The sequence below is a fragment of the Micromonospora sp. CNZ295 genome, assembly GCF_004217535.1.
Map to the genome: position 1 here is coordinate 1,683,523 of NZ_SHKZ01000001.1, position 26,176 is coordinate 1,709,698.

Annotated in this window: 31 protein-coding genes and 1 tRNA gene; 21 read left to right on the plus strand and 11 right to left on the minus strand. The window is 73.5% G+C overall.

Translation table 11 applies throughout. The features are described from left to right. Positions 1-2: 2 nt before the first annotated feature. The 3 genes from EV376_RS08080 to trxA form a co-directional block, all read right to left on the minus strand. A complete protein-coding gene (locus EV376_RS08080; RefSeq protein WP_130321505.1) occupies positions 3-410 on the minus strand; it encodes a CoA-binding protein in 408 nt (135 codons plus the stop codon). Positions 411-705: 295 nt separating this feature from the next. Beyond that, the gene (locus EV376_RS08085; RefSeq protein WP_486482556.1) at positions 706-2,544 is read right to left on the minus strand and encodes an intein-containing Rv2578c family radical SAM protein; all 1,839 of its coding nucleotides are present in this window, start codon (positions 2,542-2,544) and stop codon (positions 706-708) included. Between the two features lie 82 nt (positions 2,545-2,626). Beyond that, positions 2,627-2,989 carry a thioredoxin gene (trxA, locus tag EV376_RS08090; protein ID WP_130321507.1) on the minus strand — a complete coding sequence of 121 codons (363 nt, stop codon included), beginning with the start codon at positions 2,987-2,989 and terminating at the stop codon, positions 2,627-2,629. Between the two features lie 551 nt (positions 2,990-3,540). On the opposite strand from trxA, the gene EV376_RS08095 reads away from it, so the two are divergent. From EV376_RS08095 to EV376_RS08145, 11 genes are all read left to right on the plus strand, one after another. Next, complete coding sequence (locus EV376_RS08095; RefSeq protein WP_130321508.1) at positions 3,541-4,056, plus strand: MaoC family dehydratase; 516 nt, start codon at positions 3,541-3,543, stop codon at positions 4,054-4,056. A gap of 102 nt (positions 4,057-4,158) precedes the next feature. Beyond that, entirely contained in the window at positions 4,159-4,677 is a 519-nt protein-coding gene (locus EV376_RS08100) for a hypothetical protein (protein WP_207228078.1), read from the plus strand. Between the two features lie 35 nt (positions 4,678-4,712). Then, a complete protein-coding gene (locus EV376_RS08105; RefSeq protein WP_130321510.1) occupies positions 4,713-5,336 on the plus strand; it encodes a TrmH family RNA methyltransferase in 624 nt (207 codons plus the stop codon). 255 nt (positions 5,337-5,591) lie between these two features. After that, positions 5,592-6,290, plus strand: coding sequence for a DUF6758 family protein (locus EV376_RS08115; RefSeq protein WP_486482557.1), 699 nt, complete (start codon positions 5,592-5,594; stop codon positions 6,288-6,290). Between the two features lie 115 nt (positions 6,291-6,405). Then, positions 6,406-6,564 (plus strand): hypothetical protein, encoded by a 159-nt coding sequence (locus EV376_RS30115; protein WP_165437968.1) that lies wholly within the window; start codon positions 6,406-6,408, stop codon positions 6,562-6,564. Between the two features lie 6 nt (positions 6,565-6,570). Continuing rightward, complete coding sequence (locus tag EV376_RS08120; protein ID WP_130321512.1) at positions 6,571-7,446, plus strand: PH domain-containing protein; 876 nt, start codon at positions 6,571-6,573, stop codon at positions 7,444-7,446. An 82-nt stretch (positions 7,447-7,528) separates the two neighbouring features. Further along, positions 7,529-8,275 (plus strand): SigE family RNA polymerase sigma factor, encoded by a 747-nt coding sequence (locus EV376_RS08125; protein WP_130321513.1) that lies wholly within the window; start codon positions 7,529-7,531, stop codon positions 8,273-8,275. Next, complete coding sequence (locus EV376_RS08130) at positions 8,272-9,516, plus strand: hypothetical protein (protein WP_130321514.1); 1,245 nt, start codon at positions 8,272-8,274, stop codon at positions 9,514-9,516. The genes EV376_RS08125 and EV376_RS08130 overlap by 4 nt, the downstream gene beginning before the upstream one ends. A 57-nt stretch (positions 9,517-9,573) precedes the next feature. After that, positions 9,574-10,428, plus strand: a complete 855-nt coding sequence (locus EV376_RS08135) for a PHP domain-containing protein (protein ID WP_130321515.1) — start codon at positions 9,574-9,576, stop codon at positions 10,426-10,428. Between the two features lie 39 nt (positions 10,429-10,467). Next, positions 10,468-11,082: a MarC family protein gene (locus tag EV376_RS08140; RefSeq protein WP_130321516.1), complete on the plus strand. Its 615-nt coding sequence runs from the start codon at positions 10,468-10,470 to the stop codon at positions 11,080-11,082. Positions 11,083-11,113: 31 nt separating this feature from the next. Further along, complete coding sequence (locus tag EV376_RS08145; RefSeq protein WP_130321517.1) at positions 11,114-12,016, plus strand: PD-(D/E)XK nuclease family protein; 903 nt, start codon at positions 11,114-11,116, stop codon at positions 12,014-12,016. A 20-nt stretch (positions 12,017-12,036) separates the two neighbouring features. Here EV376_RS08145 and EV376_RS08150 read toward each other — a convergent pair whose 3' ends face one another. Next, the gene (locus tag EV376_RS08150) at positions 12,037-12,894 is read right to left on the minus strand and encodes an oxygenase MpaB family protein (protein WP_130321518.1); all 858 of its coding nucleotides are present in this window, start codon (positions 12,892-12,894) and stop codon (positions 12,037-12,039) included. Between the two features lie 44 nt (positions 12,895-12,938). Next, a complete protein-coding gene (locus EV376_RS08155) occupies positions 12,939-13,367 on the minus strand; it encodes a Fur family transcriptional regulator (protein ID WP_130321519.1) in 429 nt (142 codons plus the stop codon). A 196-nt stretch (positions 13,368-13,563) separates the two neighbouring features. On the opposite strand from EV376_RS08155, the gene EV376_RS08160 reads away from it, so the two are divergent. Continuing rightward, a complete protein-coding gene (locus tag EV376_RS08160) occupies positions 13,564-14,046 on the plus strand; it encodes a DUF2231 domain-containing protein (protein WP_130328572.1) in 483 nt (160 codons plus the stop codon). A gap of 25 nt (positions 14,047-14,071) precedes the next feature. On the opposite strand, the gene EV376_RS08165 is transcribed toward EV376_RS08160, so the two are convergent. Continuing rightward, positions 14,072-14,431, minus strand: coding sequence for a hypothetical protein (locus EV376_RS08165; protein WP_130321520.1), 360 nt, complete (start codon positions 14,429-14,431; stop codon positions 14,072-14,074). 138 nt (positions 14,432-14,569) lie between these two features. Here EV376_RS08165 and EV376_RS08170 point away from each other — a divergent pair, with 138 nt between their 5' ends. After that, a complete protein-coding gene (locus tag EV376_RS08170; protein ID WP_130321521.1) occupies positions 14,570-14,755 on the plus strand; it encodes a hypothetical protein in 186 nt (61 codons plus the stop codon). A 43-nt stretch (positions 14,756-14,798) separates the two neighbouring features. On the opposite strand, the gene EV376_RS08175 is transcribed toward EV376_RS08170, so the two are convergent. Both EV376_RS08175 and EV376_RS08180 read right to left on the minus strand, forming a co-directional pair. Further along, positions 14,799-15,176 carry an FmdB family zinc ribbon protein gene (locus EV376_RS08175; RefSeq protein WP_486482558.1) on the minus strand — a complete coding sequence of 126 codons (378 nt, stop codon included), beginning with the start codon at positions 15,174-15,176 and terminating at the stop codon, positions 14,799-14,801. A gap of 97 nt (positions 15,177-15,273) precedes the next feature. Further along, on the minus strand, positions 15,274-15,903 hold the full coding sequence (locus EV376_RS08180) for a 5-formyltetrahydrofolate cyclo-ligase (RefSeq protein WP_130321522.1): 630 nt from the start codon (positions 15,901-15,903) through the stop codon (positions 15,274-15,276). An 85-nt stretch (positions 15,904-15,988) separates the two neighbouring features. Between EV376_RS08180 and EV376_RS08185 the strand changes: the two genes are divergently transcribed. The 6 genes from EV376_RS08185 (at position 15,989) to EV376_RS08210 (ending at position 22,605) form a co-directional block, all read left to right on the plus strand. Next, positions 15,989-18,190: a diguanylate cyclase gene (locus EV376_RS08185; RefSeq protein ID WP_130321523.1), complete on the plus strand. Its 2,202-nt coding sequence runs from the start codon at positions 15,989-15,991 to the stop codon at positions 18,188-18,190. 9 nt (positions 18,191-18,199) lie between these two features. Further along, positions 18,200-19,156 (plus strand): UTP--glucose-1-phosphate uridylyltransferase, encoded by a 957-nt coding sequence (locus EV376_RS08190; RefSeq protein WP_130321524.1) that lies wholly within the window; start codon positions 18,200-18,202, stop codon positions 19,154-19,156. Continuing rightward, entirely contained in the window at positions 19,153-20,466 is a 1,314-nt protein-coding gene (locus EV376_RS08195; RefSeq protein WP_130321525.1) for a molybdopterin molybdotransferase MoeA, read from the plus strand. Before EV376_RS08190 ends, EV376_RS08195 begins: the two co-directional genes overlap by 4 nt. Before the next feature lie 43 nt (positions 20,467-20,509). Then, on the plus strand, positions 20,510-21,157 hold the full coding sequence (locus EV376_RS08200; protein ID WP_130321526.1) for a GNAT family N-acetyltransferase: 648 nt from the start codon (positions 20,510-20,512) through the stop codon (positions 21,155-21,157). Positions 21,158-21,335: 178 nt separating this feature from the next. Further along, positions 21,336-22,142, plus strand: a complete 807-nt coding sequence (gene sepX / locus EV376_RS08205) for a divisome protein SepX/GlpR (RefSeq protein ID WP_207228080.1) — start codon at positions 21,336-21,338, stop codon at positions 22,140-22,142. Between the two features lie 386 nt (positions 22,143-22,528). Next, a tRNA-Ala gene (locus EV376_RS08210) sits at positions 22,529-22,605 on the plus strand. Positions 22,606-22,667: 62 nt separating this feature from the next. Here EV376_RS08210 and EV376_RS08215 read toward each other — a convergent pair. Further along, positions 22,668-23,924: a tyrosine-type recombinase/integrase gene (locus tag EV376_RS08215; protein WP_130321528.1), complete on the minus strand. Its 1,257-nt coding sequence runs from the start codon at positions 23,922-23,924 to the stop codon at positions 22,668-22,670. Then, positions 23,911-24,111, minus strand: coding sequence for a helix-turn-helix domain-containing protein (locus EV376_RS08220; RefSeq protein ID WP_130321529.1), 201 nt, complete (start codon positions 24,109-24,111; stop codon positions 23,911-23,913). The genes EV376_RS08215 and EV376_RS08220 overlap by 14 nt, the downstream gene beginning before the upstream one ends. Positions 24,112-24,249: 138 nt before the next feature. Between EV376_RS08220 and EV376_RS08225 the strand changes: the two genes are divergently transcribed. Together EV376_RS08225 and EV376_RS08235 are read left to right on the plus strand one after the other, a co-directional pair. Further along, positions 24,250-24,591 carry a hypothetical protein gene (locus tag EV376_RS08225; RefSeq protein WP_130321530.1) on the plus strand — a complete coding sequence of 114 codons (342 nt, stop codon included), beginning with the start codon at positions 24,250-24,252 and terminating at the stop codon, positions 24,589-24,591. 292 nt (positions 24,592-24,883) lie between these two features. Continuing rightward, on the plus strand, positions 24,884-25,321 hold the full coding sequence (locus tag EV376_RS08235) for a glucosidase family protein (RefSeq protein WP_130321531.1): 438 nt from the start codon (positions 24,884-24,886) through the stop codon (positions 25,319-25,321). A gap of 116 nt (positions 25,322-25,437) precedes the next feature. On the opposite strand, the gene EV376_RS08240 is transcribed toward EV376_RS08235, so the two are convergent. Next, positions 25,438-26,112: a nucleoside/nucleotide kinase family protein gene (locus tag EV376_RS08240; protein ID WP_130321532.1), complete on the minus strand. Its 675-nt coding sequence runs from the start codon at positions 26,110-26,112 to the stop codon at positions 25,438-25,440. Positions 26,113-26,176: the final 64 nt, after the last annotated feature.

Here is a 26,176-nt window from a genome sequence, read left to right on the forward strand (position 1 = left end):
GGTCAGCTCAGGCGGGTCAGGCCGGCGGCGGCGCGTTCGATGACCAGGCAGCGGTCCTCGACGTAGTCCATCCCGGCCTCGGTGGCGATGCGGCGTGCCTCCGGCGAGACGATGCCGAGCTGGAGCCACACCGCCGGCGCGCCGATCGACACCGCCTCGCGGACGACCTCGACCGCGTCGTCGGCCGGGCGGAACACGTCCACCAGGTCGACCGGCTCGGGGATCTCCGACAACGAGCGGTAGACCCGCTCGCCGAACAGCTCGTCGGCGGTCGGGTTGACCGGGATGATCCGCCACCCGTACCGCTGCATCTGCAGGGGCACGCTGTGCGCGGCCTTGCGCGGGTCGCGGGACGCGCCGACGACGGCGATCACGGCGGCGTCGGCGAGGATCTGCTGAGGTGAGCGCACCAGCCGACTCTAACTCCGCTGATCAGGGCGCGCCGCTGAGCGCGCGACGCAGCCGGTCGTACTCCTCCGGCGTGCCGATCGCCGCGGTGCTCGGGGTTGCGGGCGTGGTGGCCGACGGCGGCGGCGAGGAGCACCGGGGACCCGGCCACGTCCAGGGGCCGCACCCGCTCCTCCCGGCGGCGGACGCCGCGCCGGTTCACTCGCTCGGGCTGGGCCAGCGGCAGGCGGAGGGAGCGGTCGGCAGCCGCCCGGTCGGTGAGCTCGCCCAGCGGCAGGCCGAGCAGCTGCCGCCGGGCTACAGCAGCGAGAGCTGCTCGGCGGCCGGCCGCGGGGGCGGCGGATCGGGCTGGCGACGGTTGTCGCCGCTCTCGCCCCGGTGCAGGCCGTGGCGGCGCGCCGCGATCCGCACCCGGGCGGTCAGCTCCCGCTGGTACGACTGCGGCGCGTACGCGCCCGCCCGGTAGAGCTCCCGGTAGCGGGGGACCAGGTGGGGGAACTCGCGGCCGAGCCAGCGCGCGTACCACTCCCTTGCGCCCGGGCGCAGGTGCAGCGCCAGCGGCGTCACGCTCGCCGCGCCGGCCGCGGCGATCGCCGACACCGTCGCGTCGATCGACCCGTCGTCGTCGCTGAGGCCGGGCAGGATCGGCGCCATCAACACTCCGACGGGGAAGCCGGCGTCGGTGAACCGGCGTACCGCCTCCAGCCGGCGACGAGGGCTCGGCGTGCCCGGCTCGACCGCCCGCCACAGCCGCTCGTCGACGAAACCGACGGAGAACGAGATGCCGACCCGGGTCACCTCGGCGGCCTGCCGGAGCAGGGGCAGGTCCCGCAGGACGAGCGTGCCCTTGGTGAGGATGGAGAACGGGTTGGCGAAGTCCCGCAGGGCGCTGAGGATCTCCGGCATGAGCTGGTAGCGACCCTCGGCGCGCTGGTAGCAGTCCACGTTGGTGCCCATCGCGACGTGCGCCCCGCGCCACCGGGGTGCGGCCAACTCCCGGCGGACCAGCTCGCCGGCATTGACCTTGACGATCACCTTGCGGTCGAAGTCCGCGCCGGCGTCCAGGTCGAGGTACGTGTGGGTGTTGCGGGCGAAGCAGTTGTGGCTCACCACGCCGTTGGCGATGAAGTCGCCGGTGCCGGTGGTGATGTCCCACAGGGGGAGGTCGACGCCGAGCGGCTCGACGGCGGTCACCCGTGGCGCCACGCTCCGGGGAACGGGCGCGCCCTCGACGAGCCGCCCTGCCGCGGCCCCGGTCAGGTGCAGGAACCGCAGCCGTTCGCGGAGCCCGCCGGTCAGCCGGATCTGCCGGGGCCCGCCGGGAAGGTTGTGATCCTCCCGGACGGAGGTGAAGCCGAAGTGCTCCAGCGCCGCGGCGACGTCGCGGAAGAGCGCCCCGTCCGGCAGGCCGATCCGCAGTGCGTCACCGCCGCACCGCCCACCCCGGGCGAACGCCCCGGCCAGCAGGCCGAGCAGCCACTCGTCGGTCGGCGCGTCCGGCCGGTCGCCGCCGGCCGTCGCCCAGCGGTGGCCGCGTTCGTGGTCGGCGGAGCCCTTGGGGCTCTCGGCGAAGGCGCCCGTGCCGAGCAGCCGCTCGCCGGGCACCAGTGGCCGGCGGCGTCCCGGGTCCGGCGCCACGTACCGCCAGCCTTCGTCGGACAGGAAGCGGTGGTCGCCGCTCGCGACCAGGCTGGTGCCGTCGTCCAGGGTCAACCGGTAGGCAGGCTTGACCGTGGACCAGATGGCGCGGACGGTGGTGACGACGTAGCGGCGGCGACCGCCCCGGCGTTCGGTGCCGAAGATCCGGTCGCCGACCCGGAGGTCACGGATCTGCCGTGGCCGGCCATCTGCCATCAGGACCGGCGTGTCGCCCGAGAGGCAGTACACGCAGGCGTGGCTGCAGCCCCGGTAGGGGTTGATGGTCCACTCGAACGGGACGCGGGAGGCGCCCGGCACCCGATTGATGATCGACTTGGCCCGGACCTCGTAGAACGTCATTCCGGCGAAGCCGGGCGTGTCGAAGGTGCGGGTGATGGCGCCGGGCAGCGCCAGCGGCAGGGGTGGCGTCGCTGGCGCTGACCCGTCGGGACGTCCCTCGTCCGGGGGAGCGGAGAGGTTGTCCCAGCGCATGGTCATTATTCGAACACATGTACGAGCACGGCGCAAGCAGCACGGCCGGCCCCGGATTCGGGGCCGGCCGTGACGGTGTCGGTGAACCTCAGTGCTTGTGCTCGGCGAGCTTCTTGCGGACGTCGTCCATGTCGAGCGCCTCGACCTGCTCGATCAGGTTCTCCAGGGCGGACTCGGGCAGTGCGCCCGGCTGCGCGAACACGATGACGCCGTCGCGGATCGCCATGATGGTCGGAATGGAGCGGATGTCGAACTTCGCGCCCAACTCCTGCTGCGCCTCGGTGTCTACCTTGCCGAAGACGATGTCCGGGTGCTTCTCCGACGAGCGCTCGTAGACCGGGGCGAACCGCTTGCAGGGGCCGCACCAGTCGGCCCAGAAGTCGACGAGCACGATGCCGTCGCGGCCCGTGACCTCGTCGAAGTTTGCCGTGGTCAGCTCAACGGTTGCCATCTCAATCTCTCCGATCACCGCGGAATAGCTACGTCTGGTGGAACCAGGGCGTACCTCGTCGAATTCCCGCCCTCCGATGGCCGAAACGCCACGGCCCGGCCGGCGTTGCCGGCGATCATCGGCATCGATGGTCTTCGGTGCCGGGGCGGTGTGCGGTGCGCAAGTGCACGTCGCATTTGCGTGACGACCCGTGATGGGAGCGTTTCCATCGAGAACGGACGCTCGATCAGCTACGAATCGGTAACTTGACGCTTGACATGGAGCTATCAACCACCCGGAGATCGCCCCCACACATGATCTTAGTGACTCTGAGTAGTGTTACAAAAAGATAAATGTGATCCCCGTCTCTGTCCGGACGTTGCTCGGGTGGGGCAGAATCTTCCGCATCAGAGCGTGGGCGGCGGGTGCCGGGGAGGGCCCCGCCGCTCATTGCGTCCGGCCCCGGGTTCGCGGTGTGAGATTTCCCCGCCGTCGCCGCCCCGCCCATCGCCTTAACACCGCATAAGGCATGCTGTGCCGAACTCCATCGCCGCCCGTCGAAGGGGACAAGGATGCAGTTCGGCCGCTACTACGAGGAGTTCGAGGTCGGCGCGGTCTACCGGCACTGGCCGGGGAAGACGGTCACCGAGTACGACGACCATCTCTTCTGCCTGCTCACCATGAACCACCACCCGCTCCACCTGGACGCGCACTACGCCGAGACGTCCAGCCAGTTCAAGCGCAACGTGGTGGTCGGCAACTACATCTACTCGCTGCTCCTCGGCATGTCCGTGCCCGACGTCAGCGGCAAGGCGATCGCGAACCTGGAGATCGAGTCGCTGCGGCACGTCGCGCCGACCTTCCACGGCGACACCATCTACGGCGAGACCACGGTGCTGGACAAGCGGGAGTCCTCCTCGAAGCCCGACCGCGGGGTCGTCGCCGTCGAGACCCGCGGCTACAACCAGGACGGCACGCTGGTGTGCGTGTTCCGGCGCAAGGTCATGGTGCCGAAGAAGGAGTACGCGGCCGCCGCGGTCCCCGAGGGCGTCGACCCGGAGCGGCCGAGCTTCCCCGAGCCGCGCTGACCGCGTACCGGTGTCGGTGCCGGGCACCCGGCGGTGCCGGGCGCGGCGCGCCCTTCCCGACGTTTGCGGATGGATGGGGCCCTACCCGCTCAACCGGGGCATATGCTGACGCCGGAGGTTCCCATGAGCCACTCCGTCGCCGGAGAGCCGTCCTCTGCCGGCCGCCGTGCCGCGCCGTTGACCACCGCCGTCTACTCCGCCGCCGAGTGGGACCTGCTCACCAGACTGCCCGGCCGGACGGTCGTGGCCGCCGCCGCGCCGGCACCGGGGCGGCCGGCGCGGGGGGTCGCCGCGGGGCTGGCCGGCCTCGACGCCGTCGCCGCCGGCCGGGCCTTCGACAGCGACCTGGTCCGTGCCGTGGTGGCCGCGATCTACGCCCGGGACGACGGACCGCTCCAGGGGGCGGCCGGCCAGCTCACCGATGTCGTCGACCTGCTCGCCGCCGCCCGGGCCGCGGTCCGGGTGCTCAGCCGGCGGGCCGACCCGGCCGACTCGGCGGCGTACCGGCAGTGGGTGCAGTCGGTCGCGGCCCGGGTGTGCCGGGCTGCGACGGAGGGGCAGCCGGCCCCCGCCGACCGCCGGTTCCTCGACCGGCTCGGCCGGGCGCTGGGGCTGGGCTGAGCGGTCCCGCCCGCTGGCCGTACTGTCTTGTGACCGTGACCGGTGACCAGCTCGACGTCGGCGTCGGCCCCTGGGCGGGCGACCCGCCGGACGACCCGCGGTACGACCCCGAACTGCTCGCGGGCGGCGACCGGCGCAACGTCGTCGACCGGTACCGCTACTGGCGGCGCGAGGCGATCGTGGCGGACCTCGACCGGCGGCGGCACGACTTCCACGTCGCGATCGAGAACTGGCAGCACGACCTCAACATCGGCACGGTGGTCCGCAACGCCAACGCGTTCCTCGCCGCCGAGGTCCACATTGTCGGCCGCCGCCGGTGGAACCGTCGGGGCGCGATGGTGACCGACCGCTACCAGCACGTCCGCCACCACGAGACGATCGAGGACTTCGCCGCCTGGGCCGCCGGCGCGGGACTGCCGGTGGTGGGCATCGACAACCTGCCGGGCTCCCGGCCGCTGGAGACGACCACGCTGCCGCGGCGGTGCGTGCTGCTCTTCGGCCAGGAGGGTCCGGGCCTGTCCGACGCCGCCCGCGCGGTCTGCGACCAGCTCTTCTCCATCGCGCAGTACGGCTCGACGCGCTCGATCAACGCGGGTGTGGCGAGCGGCATCGCCATGCACGCCTGGATCCGGGCGTACGGCGGGCCTCCGCCGGCCTGAGGCCGACGCGCCGCCCGACCGCCTCGGTCCGGCGGTTCGCCGCCGCCCGGTCCGCGCCGGATTCGCCGCCCCGGTCCGCGCCGGATTCGCCGCCCCGGCCCGCGCCGGATTCGCCGCCCCGGTCCGCGCCGGATTCGCCGCCCCGGCCCGCGCCCCGAGCGTCGCCGATCGCCGCGGGTCCGGGTGTTTCCGCAGCCACGGGCGGAAACGGCCGCTCCGCTTGACGGCGTGGCCCGGCCGGGTGACGGTGGGGTGGTGAGCGTCGCGGTGAGTTGTCCACGGTGCGGTGGCGAGGTCCGGCCGCCGGACCTCATGCACTCCGAGTCGCGGTGCCTCCTGTGCGGCCCGGTTCCGCCACTGCACGTTCCGGAGCACATCAACGCGGAGATCGTCGCCAGCGTCGTCGACCGCATCACCGCCTGCGCCGATCCGCCGCACCGGCCGCCGGTCCCGCTCTGGTGCCCGTGGCCACTGCCGACGGGCTGGACCCTGACCGGAGTGGCGTACGCCGGTGACGACCGCACCGGGGTGCGCGCCACGGCGGTCGCCTGCGCCGGGCCGGAACCGCTCGGCGGCGGCCCGGCAGACCTGGTCTTCGTCGCCGAGGAACCGGGCGTCGGCCTGGCCACCCGGTTCGCCGGCATCATCGGACCGGACGCGGGCCCGCAGCTCACCGAGGCGCTCGCCGACCCCGGGCCGGGGCACCCGGAGCATCACGGGCAGGCCCGGATCCGGGTGGCCGGCCACCCCACTCCACTGTGGCTCCTGGAGTCACCGACCGATCGAAGCGCGTACGCGGGCGAAGCTCGGGGAATGTGGCTGCATGCGATAGCCTGGCCGGCGAGTGCGGGACATCTGCTCGCCGAGGACGTCGTCCTGCGCGACCTCACCGAGTGGATGCCACCCGAGCTCGTGTACGGCGCACCATCTCCGTATCTGCACGGGAAGGCTTGACAAGTCCCCCGGAATGTCGGAGAACGGACGCAGGAAATAACTGTACGACACCACGCTGATACTGTGAGTGCTGCTGCGGTAATCGACCCGGCGCCGCGCGAGAGGATGGCCCGCCATGGTCAAGAAGGTCCTCACCTGGGCCGGTATCGCATTCTTGATCTTCTTTGTCGCCTACCGGCCAAACTCCGCCGCCGATGTCTTCAAGTCCCTGGGCGGCGGCATCGTGGACATCGCCCAGGGCTTCGGCGACTTCTTCACCAACCTCGTCGCCTAGCCGGCCATGGGCAGCCCCTCCGGTCCACCCTTCGACCCGGACGACCCTGACCGGGAGCGTCGGGAACGAGACACGGAGCCGATCCCCCGCGTCGGTCCGGACGACGGCCCGGGCTACGGCTCCGGTGCCGGTCTGTCCGACGGCCCCTCCCTGTCCGAGGACGCGAGCCTGGGGGACGGCCCGGGCTTCGCGGGCGAGGGCCGGTCGGGCCGGGCGTGGATCCGCGACCCCGAGGGCGGCTACCAGCCGCCGCAGATCTCCGAGGACGAGCTCGCCGGCCTGCGGGCCGACGCGGCCGGCATGACGCCGCGCCGGGTGCTGCCCCTGGAGGACGAGCCCAGCTCCCTCGTCGCGCGCTACCTCTTCCCCACCGAGCGGTACCGGGGCGAGTGGAAGCGGCACTGGATCCACCTCGCGACCCCGCTGCTGATCGGCGTCGCCGCGACCTTCGTGCTGGGTTACCTCTCCGGTTTCCTCGCCGGTCAGGACGTCGGCGCGCTGACCACGGTCGCCGTGCTGCTGTGGTTCGCGGTGATGGGCTGGGTGGCGTGGAAGGTCGCCGACTGGTGGTACGACCGCTTCATCCTGACCAACAAACGGGTGATGGTGGTCAACGGCATCATCACCCGCCACGTCGCCATGATGCCGCTGGTCCGCGTCACCGACATGAAGTACGAACAGACGCCGGCCGGGCGGGCGCTCAACTACGGCACGTTCGTGCTGGAGTCCGCCGGCCAGGAGCAGGCGCTGCGCGAGATCAAGAACCTGCCCAACCCGAACGAGCTCTACCTGCGCGTCGTCGAGGAGATGTACGAGCCGCAGGCGGTCGAGGCGCGGCTGGGCAAGGAGGCCGACGAGGCGAAGGCCGACGACGGTGCCTGAAGGTTTCTGTCCGAAAATCGGATGAACAGCGCGCCATTTTCCGTGGGAGCCTGCTGGCAGGACGGGGGATGGAGGTTGGGCGGTGGCGAGCAGGGACCTTCGGGAGGAGGAGTTCCGCGAGTTCGTCGCGGCGCGCTCCGGCGCCCTGCTGCGGACCGCGTACCTGCTCGCCGGGGACTGGGCCACCGCCGAGGACCTGCTCCAGACCGCGCTGACCAAGACCTACCTGGCCTGGAAGCGGCTCGGCGGCATCGAGGCCGTCGAGCCGTACGCCCGGCGCGTCATGATCAACACATCGACGAGCTGGTGGCGGCGGCGTTGGCACGGTGAACGCCCGACCGAGGTGCTGCCCGAACAGGCCGGCGTGGACGAGATCGAGCGGCAGCTCGACCGGGACCTGCTGTGGCGGCACCTGAAGGCGCTGCCGGCCCGGCAGCGAGCGGTGCTGGTGCTGCGCTTCTATGAGGACATGTCGGAGGCGCAGACCGCCGCCCTGCTGGACATCTCGCCGGGCACAGTCAAGAGCCAGACCTCCCGGGCCCTGACGACGCTGCGCAAGCGGATGGGTGTCGACGCCGCCGACCTTCCCGCCGCGCCCACGCCGCCACGGCAGCGGTCCCCCCGTACGCCCGGGGCGCCCGCGCTCCGGCCCGCCGCGCCCGCGCCGCCGGTGGACGTGCCGCCGGGTGAGTCGTCGGTCTCCGGCGGCACGCCGCCGACCTCCGGCGCAACCCGGTCCGGCGCCTCCCGGACCGCGCCGGTGCCGGTGGGCGCACGGACCGGCCGCCCGGGTGGTGCCGCAGCGGCACCGGCCGGGGAGGGTCGGTGAGCGGCCCGGCACGCCGTGACAACCTGACCGTGCCCCCGGCGCGTTCAACAGGCGTGACACCGGACGAGCTGGAGCAGGCGGTGCGCGAGGCGCTCGGCCAGCAGGTCGCCGAGCCGCGCCCGCCCGCCGCGGACCACGCCGGCGCCGCCGTCCGGCGTGCCCGGCGGACCCAGCGTCGCCGTACCGCCGCCGGCCTGGCCCTGGCCGCGGTCACCACGGTCGGGGTCAGTACGGGGATGATGCAACTCCTCAGCGACCCCGTGGTGGTGCCCGGTCCCGCCGTCGTCGGGCTGGGCGACCCCGAGGCCACCGGGCGACCCGACCCGGCCTTCCAGCTCCCGCTTCCCGAGCCCGCCGAGGTCGACCTGATCGTGGGGGACGTCCTGGTCACCACCAGCAACCGGCGGGTGATGCTGACCGGGGTCGGTGCCGTGGAACGGGCGCAGCGTTACCCGGAGGCCGGCGCCTGGCTGCTCGTCGGCGCGAAGACGCCGGCCGGGCGCTCGCTCTGGATCGCCCGGCCGAACGGGGTCGCGCAGATCCTGCTGGCCGGAGCGGGGGAGATCGTCCTGTCCCGCGACGGGCGCCAGGTCGCCTGGAGCGAGGGCGGCCTGCTGGTCAAGGGCACGGTGATCAACAACGGGGTGATGGTCGTGGCCCGCCACCCCGCGCCGGCCGGGGCGGAGCCGGTCGGCTTCGTCGGGGACGACGTGCTGCTGCGGCTCGACCCCGAGCGGGGCGGGCACGGGCTCTGGGACCCAGTGACGGGCCGGACCACGCCGGAGAGCGGCACCGGAAGCCGCCACGTCTACGGGTCACGGCCCGACGGTCTGCTCGTCGGGCAGATCCTCGCCGGCACGCCGCGCCGCCCCTGCCTGGCGTTGCTCGATCCGGCGAAGGCGCTGACCGTGGTCCGCAGCGCCTGCGGCCACGCGCTCAGCGACGACGGGCGCGGCACGGTGTCACCCGACGGCCGCTGGCTGCTGGTCAACGGCGAGGGGGGAGCGTTCCTGGTGGACCTGGAACGGCTCGGCCCCGACCCGCTGGTGCGCGCGGCCGGCCCGTCGCTGACCGGGCCGGTCGCCTGGACGCCGAACGTCGCCGTCCACCTGCTGGAGGGCAACCGCCTGGCGCGGATCGATCCGAACCTGGTGAAGGCCGGGCAACCGGTGGGCAACACGCTGGTCTCCGGCGTACCCGCCGGCGCTCGCGTGTTGCCGGTGGCCGGCGCCGGCTTCTGAGCCCGGCCGGCCCGCGCCGTCCGCCACCGTGCGGCCGACCCGGTAGCGTCAGGCGCGATGAGCCCGCGGATCGACCTGCACACGCACTCCACCGCCAGCGACGGCACCCTGACGCCGGCGGAGCTGGTCCGGGCGGCGGTGGAGGCCAACCTCGACGTCCTGGCGATCACCGACCACGACACCACCGCCGGCTGGGATCCGGCGGTCCGGGCCCTGCCGCCCGGGCTGCGCCTGGTGCGCGGCGCGGAGCTGTCCTGCCGGTGGTACGGCGCGGACCCGCCCGTGCCGCTGCACCTGCTCGCGTACCTCTTCAACCCGACCGAGCCGAACCTGGCCGCGGAGCTGGCCCGGGTTCGTCTCGCCCGCGAGCAGCGCGGGGAGCGGATCGTCCGGCTGCTCCAGGCCGACGGCATCGACGTGAGCTGGAGAGAGATCCTGGCCGGGGCGGCCGGGGGGACGGTGGGCCGCCCCCACATCGCCCAGGCCCTCATCCGGGCGGGACTCGTCGCGACCACCAACGAGGCGTTCGGCCCGGACTGGCTGGGCGAGCGGTACCGGCTGCCCAAGGAGGACATCGAGGTCTTCCGGGCGGTCCGGCTGGTCCGCGCCGCCGGCGGCGTCCCGGTCTTCGCCCACCCGCGGGCCACCCGGCGGGGGCGCATCGTGCCCGACGCGCTGATCGCCGACCTCGCCGCCGCCGGGCTGGCCGGCCTGGAGGCGGACCACGAGGACCACGCACCGGCCGAGCGGGCGCACGTCCGGGCCCTCGCCGCCGACCTGGGCCTGCTGGTCACCGGCTCGTCCGACTTCCACGGCACCCACAAGACGGTCCGGCTGGGGGCGTTCACCACCGGCGTCGAGGCGTACGAGCGGATCGTCGCGGCCGGCGTGACCGAGATCGCTTCCGGCTGATCCGCGTTTGGCGGGGAACCGCGCGGTTAGGTTGATCCGGTGGATCTCAAGCTCTTCGGCGAGGTCTTCGTGACCCTGCTGGTGATCGTCGACCCGCCGGGCATGATGCCCATCTTCCTGGCGTTGACCGGCCCGCTGCCGGCGCGGGACCGGAACCGCGCCGCGTGGCAGGCCGTGGCGCTGGCGCTCGGCGTGATCGTGATCTTCGCGGTCGCCGGCCAGACCCTGCTCGACTACCTGCACGTGGACCTGCCCGCGCTCCAGGCCGCCGGTGGCCTGCTGCTCGTGCTGGTGGCGCTGGAACTGCTGACCGGCAAGGCGGACGACCCCAGCCAGCAGGCCACCTCGAACATCGCCCTGGTGCCGTTGGGCACCCCGCTGCTCGCCGGCCCGGGCGCCATCGTGGCGACGATGCTCTTCGTCCAGCAGGCCGACGGTGTGGCCGACGTCAGCGCGATCGCGGCCGCCATCGTCGCGGTGATGCTCACGGTCTGGGTGGTGCTCCGCTTCTCCGGCGGGATCGTCAAGGTCCTCCGGCCGGGCGGGATCGAGGTGCTGACCCGGATCGCCGGCCTGCTGCTGGCGGCGATCGCGGTGCAGCTCATCGCCGACGCGGTGGCCGCGTTCGTCAGCCAGTACACGACCACGGGCTGATCCTGTCGGGGCCGGATGGCAGGATCGCGGTGTGCGACGAGCCGGCCGACCCTTCACCTCCGCGCCGCGACCCCGCGCCGAGCCCGAGCAGCTCGGCTTCGAGGGCATGCCGGAACGGCTGTTCGTCTGCACCCCCAGCAAGCTGGGGGCCTACGCGGACTGCCCCCGGCGCTACCGCTACTCCTATCTGGACCGTCCGGCCCCGCCGAAGGGCCCGCCCTGGGCGCACAACTCGCTCGGCGCCAGCGTCCACACCGCCCTGAAGAACTGGTACGCGCTGCCCGCCGACCGGCGCCGGCCGGAGGTGCTGGCCACCCTGCTCAAGGGCACCTGGGTCCGCGAGGGTTACCGGGACGACGAGCAGGAGCGGGCCGCCTACCGGCGGGCGCTGAGCTGGCTCGAGGCGTATGTGGGGACGCTCGACCCGGAGACCGACCCGCTGGGCGTCGAGCGGGTGGTCGCGGTGAAGACCGGGGTGCTGGCGTTCAACGGGCGCGCCGACCGGATCGACTCCCGTCCCGGCCCGTCCGGCCCCGAACTGGTCATCGTGGACTACAAGACCGGCCGGACCGGGCTGGACGCCGACGACGCGCGCGGCTCACAAGCCCTCGCGCTCTACGCGTACGCGGCCGAGCGGGTGTTCCGCAAGCCGTGCCGGCGGGTGGAACTGCATCACCTGCCGACCGGGACGGTCGCCGCGCACGAGCACAGCCCGGAGTCCCTCGCCCGGCAGGTCGGCCGGGCCGAGGAGACGGCTCGGGACATCATGGCCGCCGAGCGGTCGGTCGCCGACGGCGGCGACCCGGACGAGGCGTTTCCCGCCGCGCCGGGCCCGCGTTGTGGCTGGTGCGACTACCGGCGCAGCTGCCCGGAGGGCACGCGGACGCCCGGAAAGGAGCCGTGGGCCGCCATCGACCGGGCCGGCGACGCCTGACCGTGTGGACGGCCCGGCGGTCAGTGGGGGGTGTCGGTCAGGCGGGCGGCGCGTTCCTTGGCGGCCTGCTGCAGCGGCCCCTCCCGCCACCGGCGGGGCAGCGCGGCCAGCGCCAGCCGCAGCCCGCGGACGGTCAGGTCGGCGGAGAGCGCGGTCGTCGGCAGGCCGAGACCGCCGTAGAGCCGCCGGGCCCAGGCCGGCAGCAGCGCCAGCGCCGTGCCGGCGATCCCGAGGTACGCCCAGCGGGGCGGCCCGAGGGTCAGCCCGACCCGGGCCGGAAGGCTCACCTTCCACGGCAGCGGAGGGGCCGTGAGGAACAGCGCCGTCTCGGCGGCCTCGCGGGTCATCCGCAGCTCGGGCCGGATCCGGCGGTAGTACTCGGCCACCTCGGCGGCCGTGCCGGGGACGGTGTCCGGGGCGAGCCCGACCAGGGCGGCGGCCCACCGCTGCTCGGTGTAGTAGCCGTCGATCTCCGCGTCGGTCAGCGGCAGCCCGGCCCGCCGCGCGGTGTCGAGGAACGACTCGACCTCGGTGACGTGCACCCAGCGCAGCAGCTCGGGCTCGTCGATCCGGAACTGCTCGCCGGTGAACGGGTCGGTGGCCCGCATCCGCGCGTGCAGCCGGCGCAGCCGCTGCCCGGCCGCCCGCGCCTCGGCAGTGGTGCCGTAGACGGTGGTCCCCACGTAGGTGGCCGTGCGGACCAGGCGACCCCAGGCGTCCGAGCGGTAGTTGCTGTTCTGCGCCACCCCGGCCATCGCCCGAGGGTGCAGGGCCTGCAGGTAGAGCGAGCGCAGGCCGGCGACGATCAGGATCGGCTCGTCGTGCACCTTCCAGGTGACCGAGCCGGGGCCGAAGAGGCCGAGATCGTCGGAGTTCACCGACCAAGAGTGCCACGAGCCGGGGCGGGCCGGCGGCGGCCCGCTCAGTCGTCGACCGAGCGCCGGGCCTGGCAGGCCGGGCAAAGGCCCCAGAAGGTCACTTCGGCCTCGTCCACCTCGAAGCCGTGCGCCGGGCCCGGGTCGAGGCAGGGCGCGCGGCCGACGGCGCAGTCGATGTCGGCGATGTCGCCGCAGCCCCGGCAGACCACGTGATGGTGGTTGTCGCCGACCCGGGCCTCGTAGCGGGCGGGGCTGCCGGCGGGCTCGATCCGGCGGGACAGCCCGGCCCGCGACAGCGCGCCGAGCACGTCGTACACCGCCTGGGTGGAGACCGAGTCGAGGCGCTCCCGGACCCGCCGGGTGATCTCGTCCACCTCCAGGTGACCGCCCGAAGCCAGCACGTCGAGGACGGCGAGGCGCGGCCGGGTGACCCGAAGGCCCTTCGACCGGAGCAACTCCTCACCCGTGGACATGTGCCAATGACAGCACGCGGGGCAGGGACCGACAACCGGACGGCGATGCGGGTGGCCCCGGACACAGATGGCGGTTTCTGCACGGGCGGTGAACCGGTTCGGTTCCGGGTGCGTGTAGCCCCGGTGAGAGTTTTCGGCGGGCAGGCCAGCGCACCTTAGGCTGACCTCCCGCGACCGCATCCTGCCGGAGGTGCCGATGTTCAAGGAGATCATGGGGTTACCAGTGCACGTGCTGGTCGTGCACGCGGTGGTCGTCCTCGTCCCGTTGCTCGCGCTGCTGTCGATCGCGTACGTGGCGCTGCCCAGGTTCCGCTCCCGCCTCGACTGGGCGCTGGTCCTGCTGGCCGTGGCGGCGCCGGTGACCGCGTGGGTGGCGGTGCGGTCCGGTGAGGAACTGACCGACGTCTTCACGGCGCGCGGCCTCCAGGGCCCCGTCGTCGACCAGATCTTCGAACACTCCCGGTACGGCGATCTCACCTTCCGGTACGTGCTTCCGCTGGCCATCTCCGCCGTTCTGCTGCTCGTGCTGACCAGCGGCCACCCGCGGGTGCCGAAACTGCCGTCCTGGGTGACCCCGGCGCTGTCGGTGGTGGTGGTCGTGCTGGCCGCCGTGAGCCTCGTGTACGTCTACCTCACCGGGCACAGCGGCGCCGAGACCGTCTGGGGCAACACCCTCTGACCGGGGTGGCTGTCCCGGCGGCCGCTCAGAAAAGCAGTCGCGAGCAGAGTGTGCAGGTCAGGACCAGGACCACCACACCGGCCACGGCGCCCACGATCCAGGTGACTCGCTGAGCCCGTTGCTCGGTGAGGTCCAGCTCCGCCATGTCCTGCGGGGGCAGCCGCCGCGGCGGCGGAGGCTGGACGTGCAGCGGTGGGCGCCAGCCGGCCGGCGGCGGGATGGTGGGCGGGGGACCCGGGTATCCCGCCGGTGGACTCGACCGGTCGGGCGGGCCGGGGCGGGTGCCCGGGTCGGCGTCGGTCGCTCCGCCCTGCCCGGCCGCGTCGGGTTGGCCGGGGGCGGGTCGACGCCAGTAGTCGTCCGGGGTGTCGCCGGGGGTCGTCACGTCGTCCGACGCTACCAACGGCGTGACGCTCCGGCCGCCGGGCGCGCGGCGCCGGCGGGCGGCATCGCGTGGCGACGGCCGGCGCGACGACCGCCGGCCTGGCGGCTCGATGCGCCGGCTGCGCTACCGTTGCCGCTCGTGACCATCGAGGATCCGGGGACGGCCGGGGTACGCGGTGACGACGACCGGCCGGTCGACCTGAGCGACGACGATTTCCTGGTGCTGCCCGAGCAGACCAGCGACGACACCGACCGGGGCTGGGGCGAGCGGGCCGGCGGCAACGACGATTGGCTGCTCGAACAGCGTCCGCCGCACTGGGACTGACGTACCGCCGGGTCGGCTTCCGCGGCCCGGACGGGCGCCGGGGTCAGGAGGCGGTGCTGGCGGCCGGGGCCTTGGCCGAGGACGAGCCGCCGGAGGCGCTGCTGGACGACCCGTTGGACGACCCGTTCGACGAGGTCGACGACGAGCTGCTCGACGAGCCGGAGTCGCCGTTCGACGCGGCGGGCTTGCCGGCGCTGGTGCCGTTGGCGGAGTCGGAGCCGGCGGAGCGGGAGTCGGTGCGGTAGAAGCCCGAGCCCTTGAACACGATCCCGACCGAGTTGAACAGCTTCCGCAGCCGCCCGTCACACGCCGGGCACTCGGTCAGCGGCTCGTCGGAGAAGGACTGCACCGCCTCGAGCTGGTGGCCGCACGCGGTGCAGGCGTACTGGTACGTGGGCACGTTCTCCTCCGGATCTGGCACGGCCGGTTGGCACTCGACGTCTTCGAGTGCCAATGGTGCGGCATCGCCCCCGGATTCGTCCAGCGGAAGTGTGGGGCGCGACACCTCCCGACCATGGTCAGGCCGGTGTGGTGCCGTCCAGCGTACGCAGGCCTCCGGCGGGCGTGACCACGGCGCGGACCGGGCGGTCGTGCGGCTCGGCGGGCAGCGCCCCGACCAGTTCGCCGTCGTACAGCGGCACCACGGTCAGCGCCGACGTCGGCACCCGGGCGAGCGCCCGGTCGTACGAGCCGCCGCCGCGGCCCAGCCGCACGCCCCGGCGGTCGACCGCCAGTGCCGGCACCACCACCAGCTCGGCACTCGCGACGGCGGTCACACCCAGCCGGGGCCAGGTCGGCTCCCGCATCCCGCGCCCGGCCGCCACCAGGTCCGCCGGGCCGGTCCAGGGCGCCCAGTCCAGGTCCAGGTCCTCGCGGAGCACCGGCAGCAGCAGTTCGGCCCCCTCCGGCAGGGCCGCGTGCAGCACGGCCGGCAGGTCCGGGCCGCCCGGTTCGGAGGCCACCGGCACGTACGCGGTCATCCGGCGCGGGCGCAGCCGGCGTACCAGAGCCGCCAGCTCGGCCTGGACGCGCCCGGCGGCGGCGGCCCGCTGCGCCGCGGTCAGCGACCGGCGGCGGGCGAGCAGCGCGACGCGGACGTCCCGCTTCGCACCAGTCGTCACTTCCGCTCCATCAGAAAATTCCGGCACGCAACACTCCTGACGCAAAGCTCATCCCGGGGTGGCTCTGTGTCAGCATCGCAAGCATCGGCCGGCGAAGTTCCGGGGGGACCGAGTGACACTACGGGGGCGCCTGACCGCAGCCTTCCTGACGGTGGTGCTCGGCCCGGTCCTGGTCGGGGCGTTCTTCGTGGGGTCGGCCGTGGCCGCGGTCGACCGCAGCCGCTCCACCGAGCGGCTCGCGGTGGCCGCGGCGGCCGTCCGCACCTCGGTCGACGCGCTGTGCCAGCAGCTACGGGCGGCCGCCGACGCGGTGGCCCTCACCGACGACCGCGTCGCCGCCGCCGGGCAGGTGGTCAGCCGGGGCCTGGCCGCGGCCGTGCTGGTCACCGACGTCACCGGCCGGGTCGTCCACGCCACCCCGGGGGCACCACCGGCACCCTGGCGGGACTGCTCCGCCGCTGCCCCCGCCGGCGGGCCGCCCGGCGCGCTGGCCGCCCGGGTCGACCTGCGGGACACCGCCGGCGCGCCGCTGGGCGCGGTCACCGCCGCCCAGCCGGTCGACCCGGCCTTCGTGGCGCGGCTCGCGGCGGTCACCGGGGTGGCGGTCACCCTGCTCGACCCCGCCGCGCCCGTCCGGCTCCGCCACACCACCGAGTCGGCCGGAGTACGCGACGAGGTACTCGCCGCCGCCGGCGGCCTGGACGGCGAGCGGGTCGTCGGGACCACCGACGGTCGGTACGTGCGCCGGGTCGGGCCCTCGGAGGGGCAGCCGCTGCCACTGGTGCTGTCGGTCCCCAGCGACACGCCGCCCGGCCTGTACACCGCCCTGGTCGTCGCCGTGCTGCTGGCCGCCCTGCTGGCGGTCGCCGCGGCGTGGCGGCTGGCCCGGGTCACCACCCGGCCACTGGTGGAGCTGGCGGGTGCGGTCGACCGGGTGGCCCGGGGCGACCTGACCGCGCGGGTGCCGGTGCGCAGCCGCGACGAGATCGGGCGGCTGGCCGGCGCGTTCAACCGGATGACCCGGGAGACCGGCACCTACGTGGCCGCGCTGACCAGCAGCCGGGACCAACTGCGCGGGCACCTGGCGGTACTGGGGGACACCCTGGCCAGCACCCACGACCTGCAACGCATCCTGCGCGTCATCCTGCACAGCGCGATCGCGGCGACCGGCGCCCGGGCCGGCGCCGTCCTGCTCGTCGACCCGGGTGGGCTGCTGGTCGCGCAGGCCACCGAAGGGCTGACGCCGCCCGACGGCGCGTCCGGACCGGTGCGGGTGCCCCTGGGCAGCGGCGTGGTGGGCGCCGTGGCGGTGACCGGTGAGCCGCGCCGCGGCCGGGTGGACCCCTCCGCCGGGCCACCGGAGGAGCCGCGCTGCCGCACGTACATCGCGGTGCCGTTCGCGGCGCCCGGCCCCGACGTGACCCGCGCCGACGACGCCGGCGGCCGGCCCCCGCCGGACGGCACGGCGCCGGCCGCGGTGCTCGGCGTGCTGGCCCTGTACGACCGGCACGGCGGCGACGAGTTCGACGACGACGACCTCGTCACCCTGCGGACCTTCGCCGGCCACGCGGCGGTGGCGGTGGACAACGTGCGGGTGCACGAGGAGACCCAGCGGCTGTCCCTCACCGACCCGCTGACCGGTCTGTGGAACTACCGCTACCTGCGCGAGTCGATCCGCCGGGAGGTCGAGCGGGCCAGCCGGTTCGGCCGCATGCTCAGCGTGCTCGTCCTCGACCTGGACCGGTTCAAGGACGTCAACGACACGTACGGGCACACCGCCGGGGACACGGTGCTGGCCGAGTTCGCCCGCCGGGTCCGCGGCGAGATCCGCGAGGTGGACCTCGCGTTCCGGCAGGGCGGCGAGGAGTTCGTGGTGCTGCTGCCGGAGACCGACGCCCGGGGCGCGACGACCGTCGCGGAGCGGCTCGGCGACGCCATCCGGACCACGCCGATCGCCGTCGCCGGACCGGGCGGGCCGGTCCCGGTGCGGGTGACCGTCTCGATCGGTATCGCCGTCTACCCCGATCACGGCAGCAGCGGGCAGCAGGTGCTCGACGCCGCCGACGAGGCGCTGTACGCGGCGAAGGCCGGCGGGCGGGACGCCTGGAGCGTCGCCCCGATGGCGCGGGCCACCCCGCCGGTCCGCGAGATCCCGGTGCCGACCGGCGCGGTCAGCCCGGAGGACGGGCTGCCCCGGGCCGGCGCGCACCGGGAGGCGCGGGACCCCGACGCCCGGCCCGCCCCCGGTGCGGCCGCCCCCGACGGCGGCGCGTCTTCCGGTCCTCACCCGCCACGACAGAGCCGTGGCCGATAGTCTCGCGGCATGTCGGAGCACTCAGCGAACCCCTCAACGACGGCCGCCGCGACCGGCCGTCCCCGCGCGGTCAAGGCTGTCATCCCGGCCGCCGGGCTCGCCACCCGGTTCCTGCCGGCCACCAAGGCCGTGCCCAAGGAGCTGCTCCCGGTGGTCGACCGGCCGGTGCTGCAGTACATCGTCGAGGAGGCCACGCAGGCCGGCATCAACGACGTCCTGCTGATCACCGGGCGCGGCAAGACCTCCATGGTCGACCACTTCGACCGCCGCCCGGACCTCGAGGAACGGCTCGAGAAGAAGCCCGACCTGCTCGCCGCCGTCAAGCGGACCGAGGAGCTCGCCGCCATCTACACCTGCCGGCAGCCCGAGCAGCTCGGCCTCGGCCACGCCGTCGGGTACGCCGAGTCCCACGTCGGCGACCAGCCCTTCGCGGTGCTGCTCGGCGACGAGTTCGTCAAGCCCGCCGAGCCGCTGCTGCCGGCCATGCTGGAACTGCAGGCCCGCACCGGCGGCATCGTGCTCGCCTTCTTCGAGGTCGACCCGGCCGAGACGACCCGGTACGGCATCGCCTCGGTCGAACCCGCCGAGGCGGAGTTCGGCGACATCGCCGACGTCGTCCGGGTCACCGGCATGGTGGAGAAGCCGAAGCCCGAGGACGCCCCGAGCAACCTCGCCGTGCTGGGTCGCTACGTGCTGCCCGGGCGCATCTTCGACGCGATCCGCCGCACCGAGCCGGGCAGCGGCGGCGAGATCCAGCTGACCGACGCCATGGAGATCCTGCGTACCGAGGGGGTGCCGGTGCACGCCATCGTCTACCGCGGCACCCGCTACGACACCGGCATGCCGCTGGGCTACCTGCAGACCGTCGTGCAGATCGCCGCCGAACGCGACGACCTCGGCGCCGAGTTCCGCAAGTGGCTCGTCGAGTTCATCAACTCCGACGCGTCGGGCGGTCCGAGTACATGACCGCGACGGCCGACGCCGAGGCGGCCGCGAACGAGTTGACGCCGCTCGCCGACTACCTGGGCAGCGTGCTGCGCAGGTTACGCGCGCTGCCTCCGCTCGACCTCGACCTCACCCAGGCGTACGGCAACGTCCTCGCGGAGGACGTCGTCGCCCCGTCCTCCTTCCCGGCCTTCGATCAGGCGGCCGTCGACGGGTACGCGGCGCGCTGGGACGACATCGCCGGCGGCGGCCGGGGCGTGGGCTACGTCCCGGTCCAGGCCGGTTCACCGGGCGGCCGCGCCGTCCGGCTCAATGTGGTCGGTGACCTCGGCGCGGCGAGTTGGCGCCCGGTCCGGCTCACCCCGGGGGCCTGCTTCTCGGTCGCCGCCGGTGCGCCCCTGCCGATCGGCGCGGACGTGGTGGTCCCGGTGGAGTGGACCGACCAGGGCATGGCCGCGGTGGAGATCCACCGCACCCCGAAGCGCGGGTACGGGGTCCGCAAGGCCGGCGAGGAGATCACCGCCGGGACCCCGCTCGCCCGTGCCGGCACGTACGTCTCACCGGCACTGGTCGCGGTGCTCGCGGCCACCGGCATCGGGCACGTGGTGGTCCGCCCCAGCCCACGGGTGGTCATCGTGGCCACCGGCGACGAACTCGTCGAGGTGGGCCGGGGCAGCCAGCCCGGCCAGGTGGTGGACGTCAACTCGCACGCGCTGACCGCCGCCGCGGCCGAGGTCGGTGCCCTCGCGTACCGGGTGGGGATCTGCGACGACGACCCCGAGGGGCTGCGTGGGCTGCTGGAGGACCAGACCCTCCGCGCCGACCTGATCATCACCACCGGCGGCACCGGCACCGGGCCCGGCGACATGGTGCGGCGGATCCTGTCCCGGCGGGAGGGGAGCCGCGCCGGGCCGGTGACCTTCACCGAGGTGGCGCTCTACCCGGGCACCGCACTCGGCTTCGGCACGGTCGGTCCGGAGGAGGTGCCGGTGGTGTGCCTGCCCGGCGAGCCGGGCAGCGCGCTGATCGGCTTCGAGGTGCTGGCCCGGCCGGCGATCAACCTGCTCGCCGGGGCGGAGCCGGTGTTCCGGCCCAGCGTCCGGGCACACCTGTTGGAGACCATCTCCTCACCGGCCGGGCTGCGCGAGTTCCGCCCCGCGAACGTCGCCGAGCGGCGCGGCGGCGGTTACACCGTCCAGCCGCTGCGCGGCGGGCCGCTGACGCTGTCCGGGTTGGCCGAGGCGAACGGCCTGATGGTGCTCGGCGAGCGGGTCACCACCGCCGCCGCCGGCTCCACCGTGGACGTGCTGCTGCTGGACCGACGCCGGTGAGGAGTCTTGCCCTCGACGCGGCGAGGGGCGGAGGATCGGCCGGGTGAGCCTTCTGGGAGGCCGTACGCCCGGCTGGCCGGTCGTGCTGGTGGACGGCCCGGTGCTGCTGCGCCCGTACCGGCGTTCGGACGCCGCGGCCTGGTCCGAGGTACGCCGCGCCAACCAGGCCTGGCTCGCACCGTGGGAATCCGTCATCCCCGGCAGCTGGGACGAGCTGAACTCGCCCGCCGCCTTCCGCTGGGTGTACCGCGACCAGCGCCGGTCGGCCCGGATCGGCGAGAGCATGCCCTTCGCGGTCTGCCTCCGGGAGGAGGGCCGCGAGCGCCTGGTGGGGCACCTGAACATCGGCAGCATTGTGCGCCGCGCGTTCTGCTCCGGCTACGCCGGCTACTGGGTCGACTCCCGGGTGGCCGGGCGCGGAATCACACCCACCGCCCTGGCGCTCGCCGTGGACCACGCGTTCGGCCCCGGCGGGCTGCACCGGATCGAGGTCAACATCCGCCCGGAGAACGGGCCCTCCCGGCGGGTGGTGGAGAAACTGGGCTTCCGCGAGGAGGCGTACCACGTGCGCTACATGCACATCGACGGTGCGTGGCGTGACCACATCGGGTACGCCATGACCAGCGAGGAAGTCGCCGCCGACGGCGGGCTGCTGGCCCGCTGGCACCGCCTGCGGGCCGCAACCGGGTGAACCGTCCCACCCGTGACGATCGGCGCGGCGTGCCAGCATCCGGCAGGACCGCCCGTAACCTCAGGTAACTGCAAGCTGCGGCAAGCGCGGCCCGCCCGTACGATCCTCGCCCCCGAGGCTGATCGGTGAAAGATCCTGCGGTCGGGTGGCGGTTGCTCCGAACTCGGTGACGGGAGGGGTGAGGGTGCCGACCTCGGTGCTCCTCGCCGTCCTCGCCGCCGCCGGCCTGCTCGCCCTGGCACCGGCCCTGGTTCGCCGGTACGACGCCACCGAGCGGCTGGCGGCGGAGCGGGCGCAGTCGACGGCGCGGGTGCTCCAGCGCCGTCGACGGCGCCGTACTGTCCCGGGCCGCCGGCCGCTGAACCCGCCGCGTACCCTTGTCGTCACCCTGAGTGAGGATGTGTCGACCGGCCGCCTGGCCGCGCCGATCTCCGCGCCGCCGGCCGGGTCCCGCCGGTCGGACCGGCTGCGGGCGATCCCCCCGACGGGTACGCGGGCCTTCGGGCGTGCCCGCCGCCGGCCGCCGCGCCGCCGCCAGCACACCCCGGCCGTCTACCGGCGGCGCCGGGTGCTGGCCGCGCTGCTGCTGCTCAACGCCACCGAGCTGGTCGGCGTGCTAGTGGTGGGCCCGGGGTTCTGGATCAGCTTCGCGGTCACCGGCACCCTGCTCATCGTGTACGTCGTCCACCTGCGGTCCCGTGCGCTCGCCGACCAGCGCCGCCGGCGCGCCCGCGCCCGCGAGGCGGCCTGGCTGGCCGCGCGGCAGGCTGAGGTGCGCCGGGAGCAGGCCCGCCGGGCGGCGGCCCGTCGCGAGGCGCAGCGCCGCCTGGCCGCCCAGCGCGAGTCGGTACGCCGTACCGCGATGGGCCTGGACCGGCCGGCGGACCTGCCGGCGGCGGCGAACGGGGGCACGGTCTCCTACCGGCGTACGGGCGGCCTGCGCGGCCGCCCGTATCAGTCCGGCGGCGGCCCCCACTCAGCCTGACCGCGCCACACCGCGCCGGCGCCGCGCCCTCCCGCGGAGGCTGCCCCGCGCCCGCCCGTCGTGCCCTCCCGCGGGGGCCGCCCCGCGCCCGCCCGCCGCGCCCTCCTGCGGGGCCGCCCCGCGCCCGCCCGTCGTGCCCTCCCGCGGAGGCCGCAACTTCGGGGAAGTTGCGGGCTCGCGTGCGGTGGAGGCAGCAACTTCCCCGAAGTTGCGGTGTCTCTGACCGTCGGGCGCCCCGATCCACGGGGAGATCGGGTGGGTTTCGGGCGCGGCGCAGCGCGGCCGCCGGCCGGGGGTAGTTCGCGGGGAGGGTCGGTGACCTGTTAGCCTTGTCGCCGGCCCGCCCGGTGCAAGCCGGGTGGGACCGACGCCGGCACGCCGGCGGAGGGGCTGTGGCGCAGACCGGTAGCGCACCTCGTTCGCATCGAGGGGGTCAGGGGTTCAAATCCCCTCAGCTCCACCAGTAACACCGTTCACCTGGGGATACCCGCCGCACAAGATCGGCGGGTACAGATCGGGTACAAGTCAGCTCAGATCTCGGGTCTTCGGACCCTGCTGACGCTTGGCGCTCGCGTCCCGGAGCGCGCTGCTGATGATGTTGCGGCGACGATCTTTCTTGGGCCACCAGTGAACGTAGGTTTCCAGCGTGATCCGCAGGCTGGAGTGCCGTAGCGCGTTCTGCACGTCGGTGGGATCGGCTCCCGAGGTGATGAGGCGGGTGGCGAAGTAGTGCCGCAGGCAGTGGAAGGTGCCTTCGTCGGGCCAGCCGGCCGCCTTGCGCCAGGTCTGCCACAGGTCGGACCAGCGTTGGTCGTGGATTGGCCGGCCGTAGTCGTCCGTGAACAGCAGCGGGACCAAACGTCGCTTGGGATCCTTGCCCGGGTCTGGTGTGCCGGTGGTGATGTCGGGCAGCTCGACCAGGACGGGCGGGTACTTCCGAACGTGCTCGGCGAAGACCGTCGCGACGTGGTCGTCCAGGTCGACATCGCCGACTGAGCCGGCCTTGGGCGGCGCGAGGTAGAAGCCGCCGTAGGTGGCCTTGTGGAACCGCAGTTGCTGAACCACGTGGACTTCCTGACGGTTCCGGTCGATGCACCGCGGACTGTCCTCCAGGCCGAGGACTTCCCCGAGTCGCATTCCCTCGCCGGCGCCGGCCCAGACGGCCGCCTGATATTCGTCGGGCACCACGTCGACCAGGGCGAGCACGTCGTCATCGGTCGGTACCCATTTCGGTGCGCGGGAGAAGCCGCGCAGGATCGCGAAGAGTCGGATCGACTTGCAGGGGTTGTCGGGGATCACCTTGTCGGCTACGGCGGAGTTCATGATGTTGTTGAGCAGGTCGAAGTAGGTCTTCACCGATGACTGCGCGACGTTGTTCTGTAGGAGCTGGGCGACCCATTCCAGGATGTCGGTGACGGTGATCGCGCGGATCGGGCGGTGGCCGAAGGGCGGGTAGTGGTGGTGGCGTAGCCGGGACTCGATGTGGCGCTGATAGTCCAGGGCCTGACCGATCTGGCGAGACAGCCGCCACCGTTCCGCGTAGTCGTGGAAGGTCGTGCGTCGCTCGCCCTGGTCGACCTGGGTTTCCTCGGCAGCGCCGCTGCTGGCCTTCTTGTCCCAGGCGTCGGCATCGGCCTTGCGGTCGAAGAAGCGAGTCCGGGTGCGCCCAGCGGCGTCCTCGTAGCGGCAGCGCCAGCGCTTCCCCCGGCCGTAACGCTTCGACTTCACCTTCTCGCCGTTGGGGCCACGCTTGCTCAGGTACCACAGGTCATCGACGGCCATCGTCGCTCCCTCGCTCCGCAAGCCAAGACCGCACATCGCTGGGGTCATAGCGCAGGTGACGACCGATTTTGAACGCGCGCGGGCCGGTGCGACGCGACCGCCACTGATAGAGGGTGTCTACCGGAATGCGCAGGAACGCTGATACCTCCTCGATGGTCCAGAGCGGTTCGCTGGTGGCTACTGTCATGGGCTCTCCTTTCGCTTGGTCATGACGGGCGCGGCTTTCGCCAGCGCATTGGCTGGGCGGGCCCTCTTGCCGCACGACCCGCTCGCGGGCCATGAATGGTTGAGAGGGAAAGTGCGGTTCTCGCGTACGGTCGGTCGCGTGCCCACAGACGAAGACCGGGACCATCTCGCCGAACAGCTCGCGGCGTTCCCGATCCGCGAACTCGTTGATGTCCTGCGGCGCGTCCTCCCGCGCTACACCCAGGACAGCCACGGCATACGAACGGTGCTGGTCCTGGCTACAGCGACTCAGTACGAGGACGAGCCGGGTCTCGACCTTGAGCTGGTCGCCTGGCCCGACCGGGACTATTACGGTGGCGGCCTTGGACCCGACCAGGGCCTCTGGGAGGACGGGCGCTGCGCGAGGTGCGATACGGACGTGACTTCGAATGCCAAACGTGGGTACTGCCCGATCTGCGGCTCTCGGTGCACTCTGACCTGACCCAAGGCTGGCTGCTGGCCATCCGTGATTGGTGCGCTTTGGAGTTGTCAATGAACATGCACCCAGCGGGCCGGGCGGGTGTTGACACGTACGTGTCAAGCGGCCAGGGGTCGGGCGGCGGTCCGGTGGGCTGCCAGCTCGTCGGCCAGGGCGTCGAGGCCGGCTTGGTGTCGGGCGCGGGCTTGAGCGGCGGCGGTGTTGGCGAGCAGGGCGTCTCCGGTGGTGATCCAGCCGGTGGCGTGGTAGCCGAGTTCGTAGATGACGCGCTCGGTCAGGGATCCGCACCCTGTCGATGGACGAGGTGGCGTACAACCCGATCGGATACCACCTCGGCACGGTGTGGCCGCACGACAACTCCATCGCGGTGCTCGGCATGGCGCGCTACGGCTACCGGGAGGAAGCGAACCGGGTCTCCCTGGCGCTGTTGGAGGCGGCGAAGGCGTTCAGCTTCCGACTGCCGGAGGCGATCGCCGGCTATCAACGGGCGCGCTCGACCTGGCCGGTGCAGTACCCGACCGCGTGCAGCCCGCAGGCCTGGGCGGCGGGTGCGCCGCTGAACTTCCTCCGCTCCATGCTCGGCCTCGATGCGGTCAACGGCAAGCTGGTGGTCGACCCGCAGGTTCCGGAAAAGATCGGCCGGGTCATGATCAGTGGGGCGCGGGCGTTCGGCCGGCACTGGGACATCGAGGCGGTGGGCTCGACCGGATACGTTCGGCTGGCCGAGCCCTGACCGGTCGCGCCGGCCGACGGGGTCCGACCGGTCGCGCCGGGCGACGGGTCCGGACGTCCGGCCGCCACCGATTCCATCTCCAGCACTTCAGCAGCCGTTCGATACGCCAGATCGGGTCAGTGCGTCAGGGTCTCCCAGACCGGCTGCTGAGGCTCGTCGTTGTGCACGATGAAGTCGACGTGCTCGGTCGGGCGGACCGTAGCGAAGTAGAGCTGTTGGGCGGGGATGTACCGCTCGCGCCAGCGCCGTTCGACGTCGGCTCGGGTTGACACCCGGCGCTCTCGGATCACGGCCCGGTCCACGGTCGTCTCGAGCGCGGTCGACACGAAGATGCGCAGGTCCCACCGATCAATCAGGTCGGGGCGCATGAGGAAGACGCCGTCGAACACCAGCACGGCGTCTGCTGGGGCAGTCGTGACCGGCGGGGACAGGGCAGCATCGGCGGTGCGGTCGTAGACCGCGGGTTGGAAGCGTCGATCTCCGCCGGGACCGAGCGGATCGAGCAGGACCCGGTTCAGCGCGTCGTGGTCGTGGGCGTCGAAGTAGCAGCCCTCGGCCGAGTACTCGCCGCGCGGATAGCGCCGTGCCCGCGGGAAGAGGAAATCGTCGATCGTCGCGCGGATGACGTGGCGGCCCTGTCTGCGCAGCACGACGGCCAGCTCGTCGGCGAGGGAGGTCTTGCCCGCGGCCGGCGGTCCGTCGACGGCAACCCGGGTCGGGTGCGCGGCTGTGACGGCCTCGACCGCCTCAGCCAGGCGGCCGAGCAACTCGTCGCGGGTGCCTTGATCCACGTCCTACCCGTCCTAGCGTCGCGTAGGTGGGGTCAAGCCTCGCGGCTCCGTCCGGTTGGCGGCC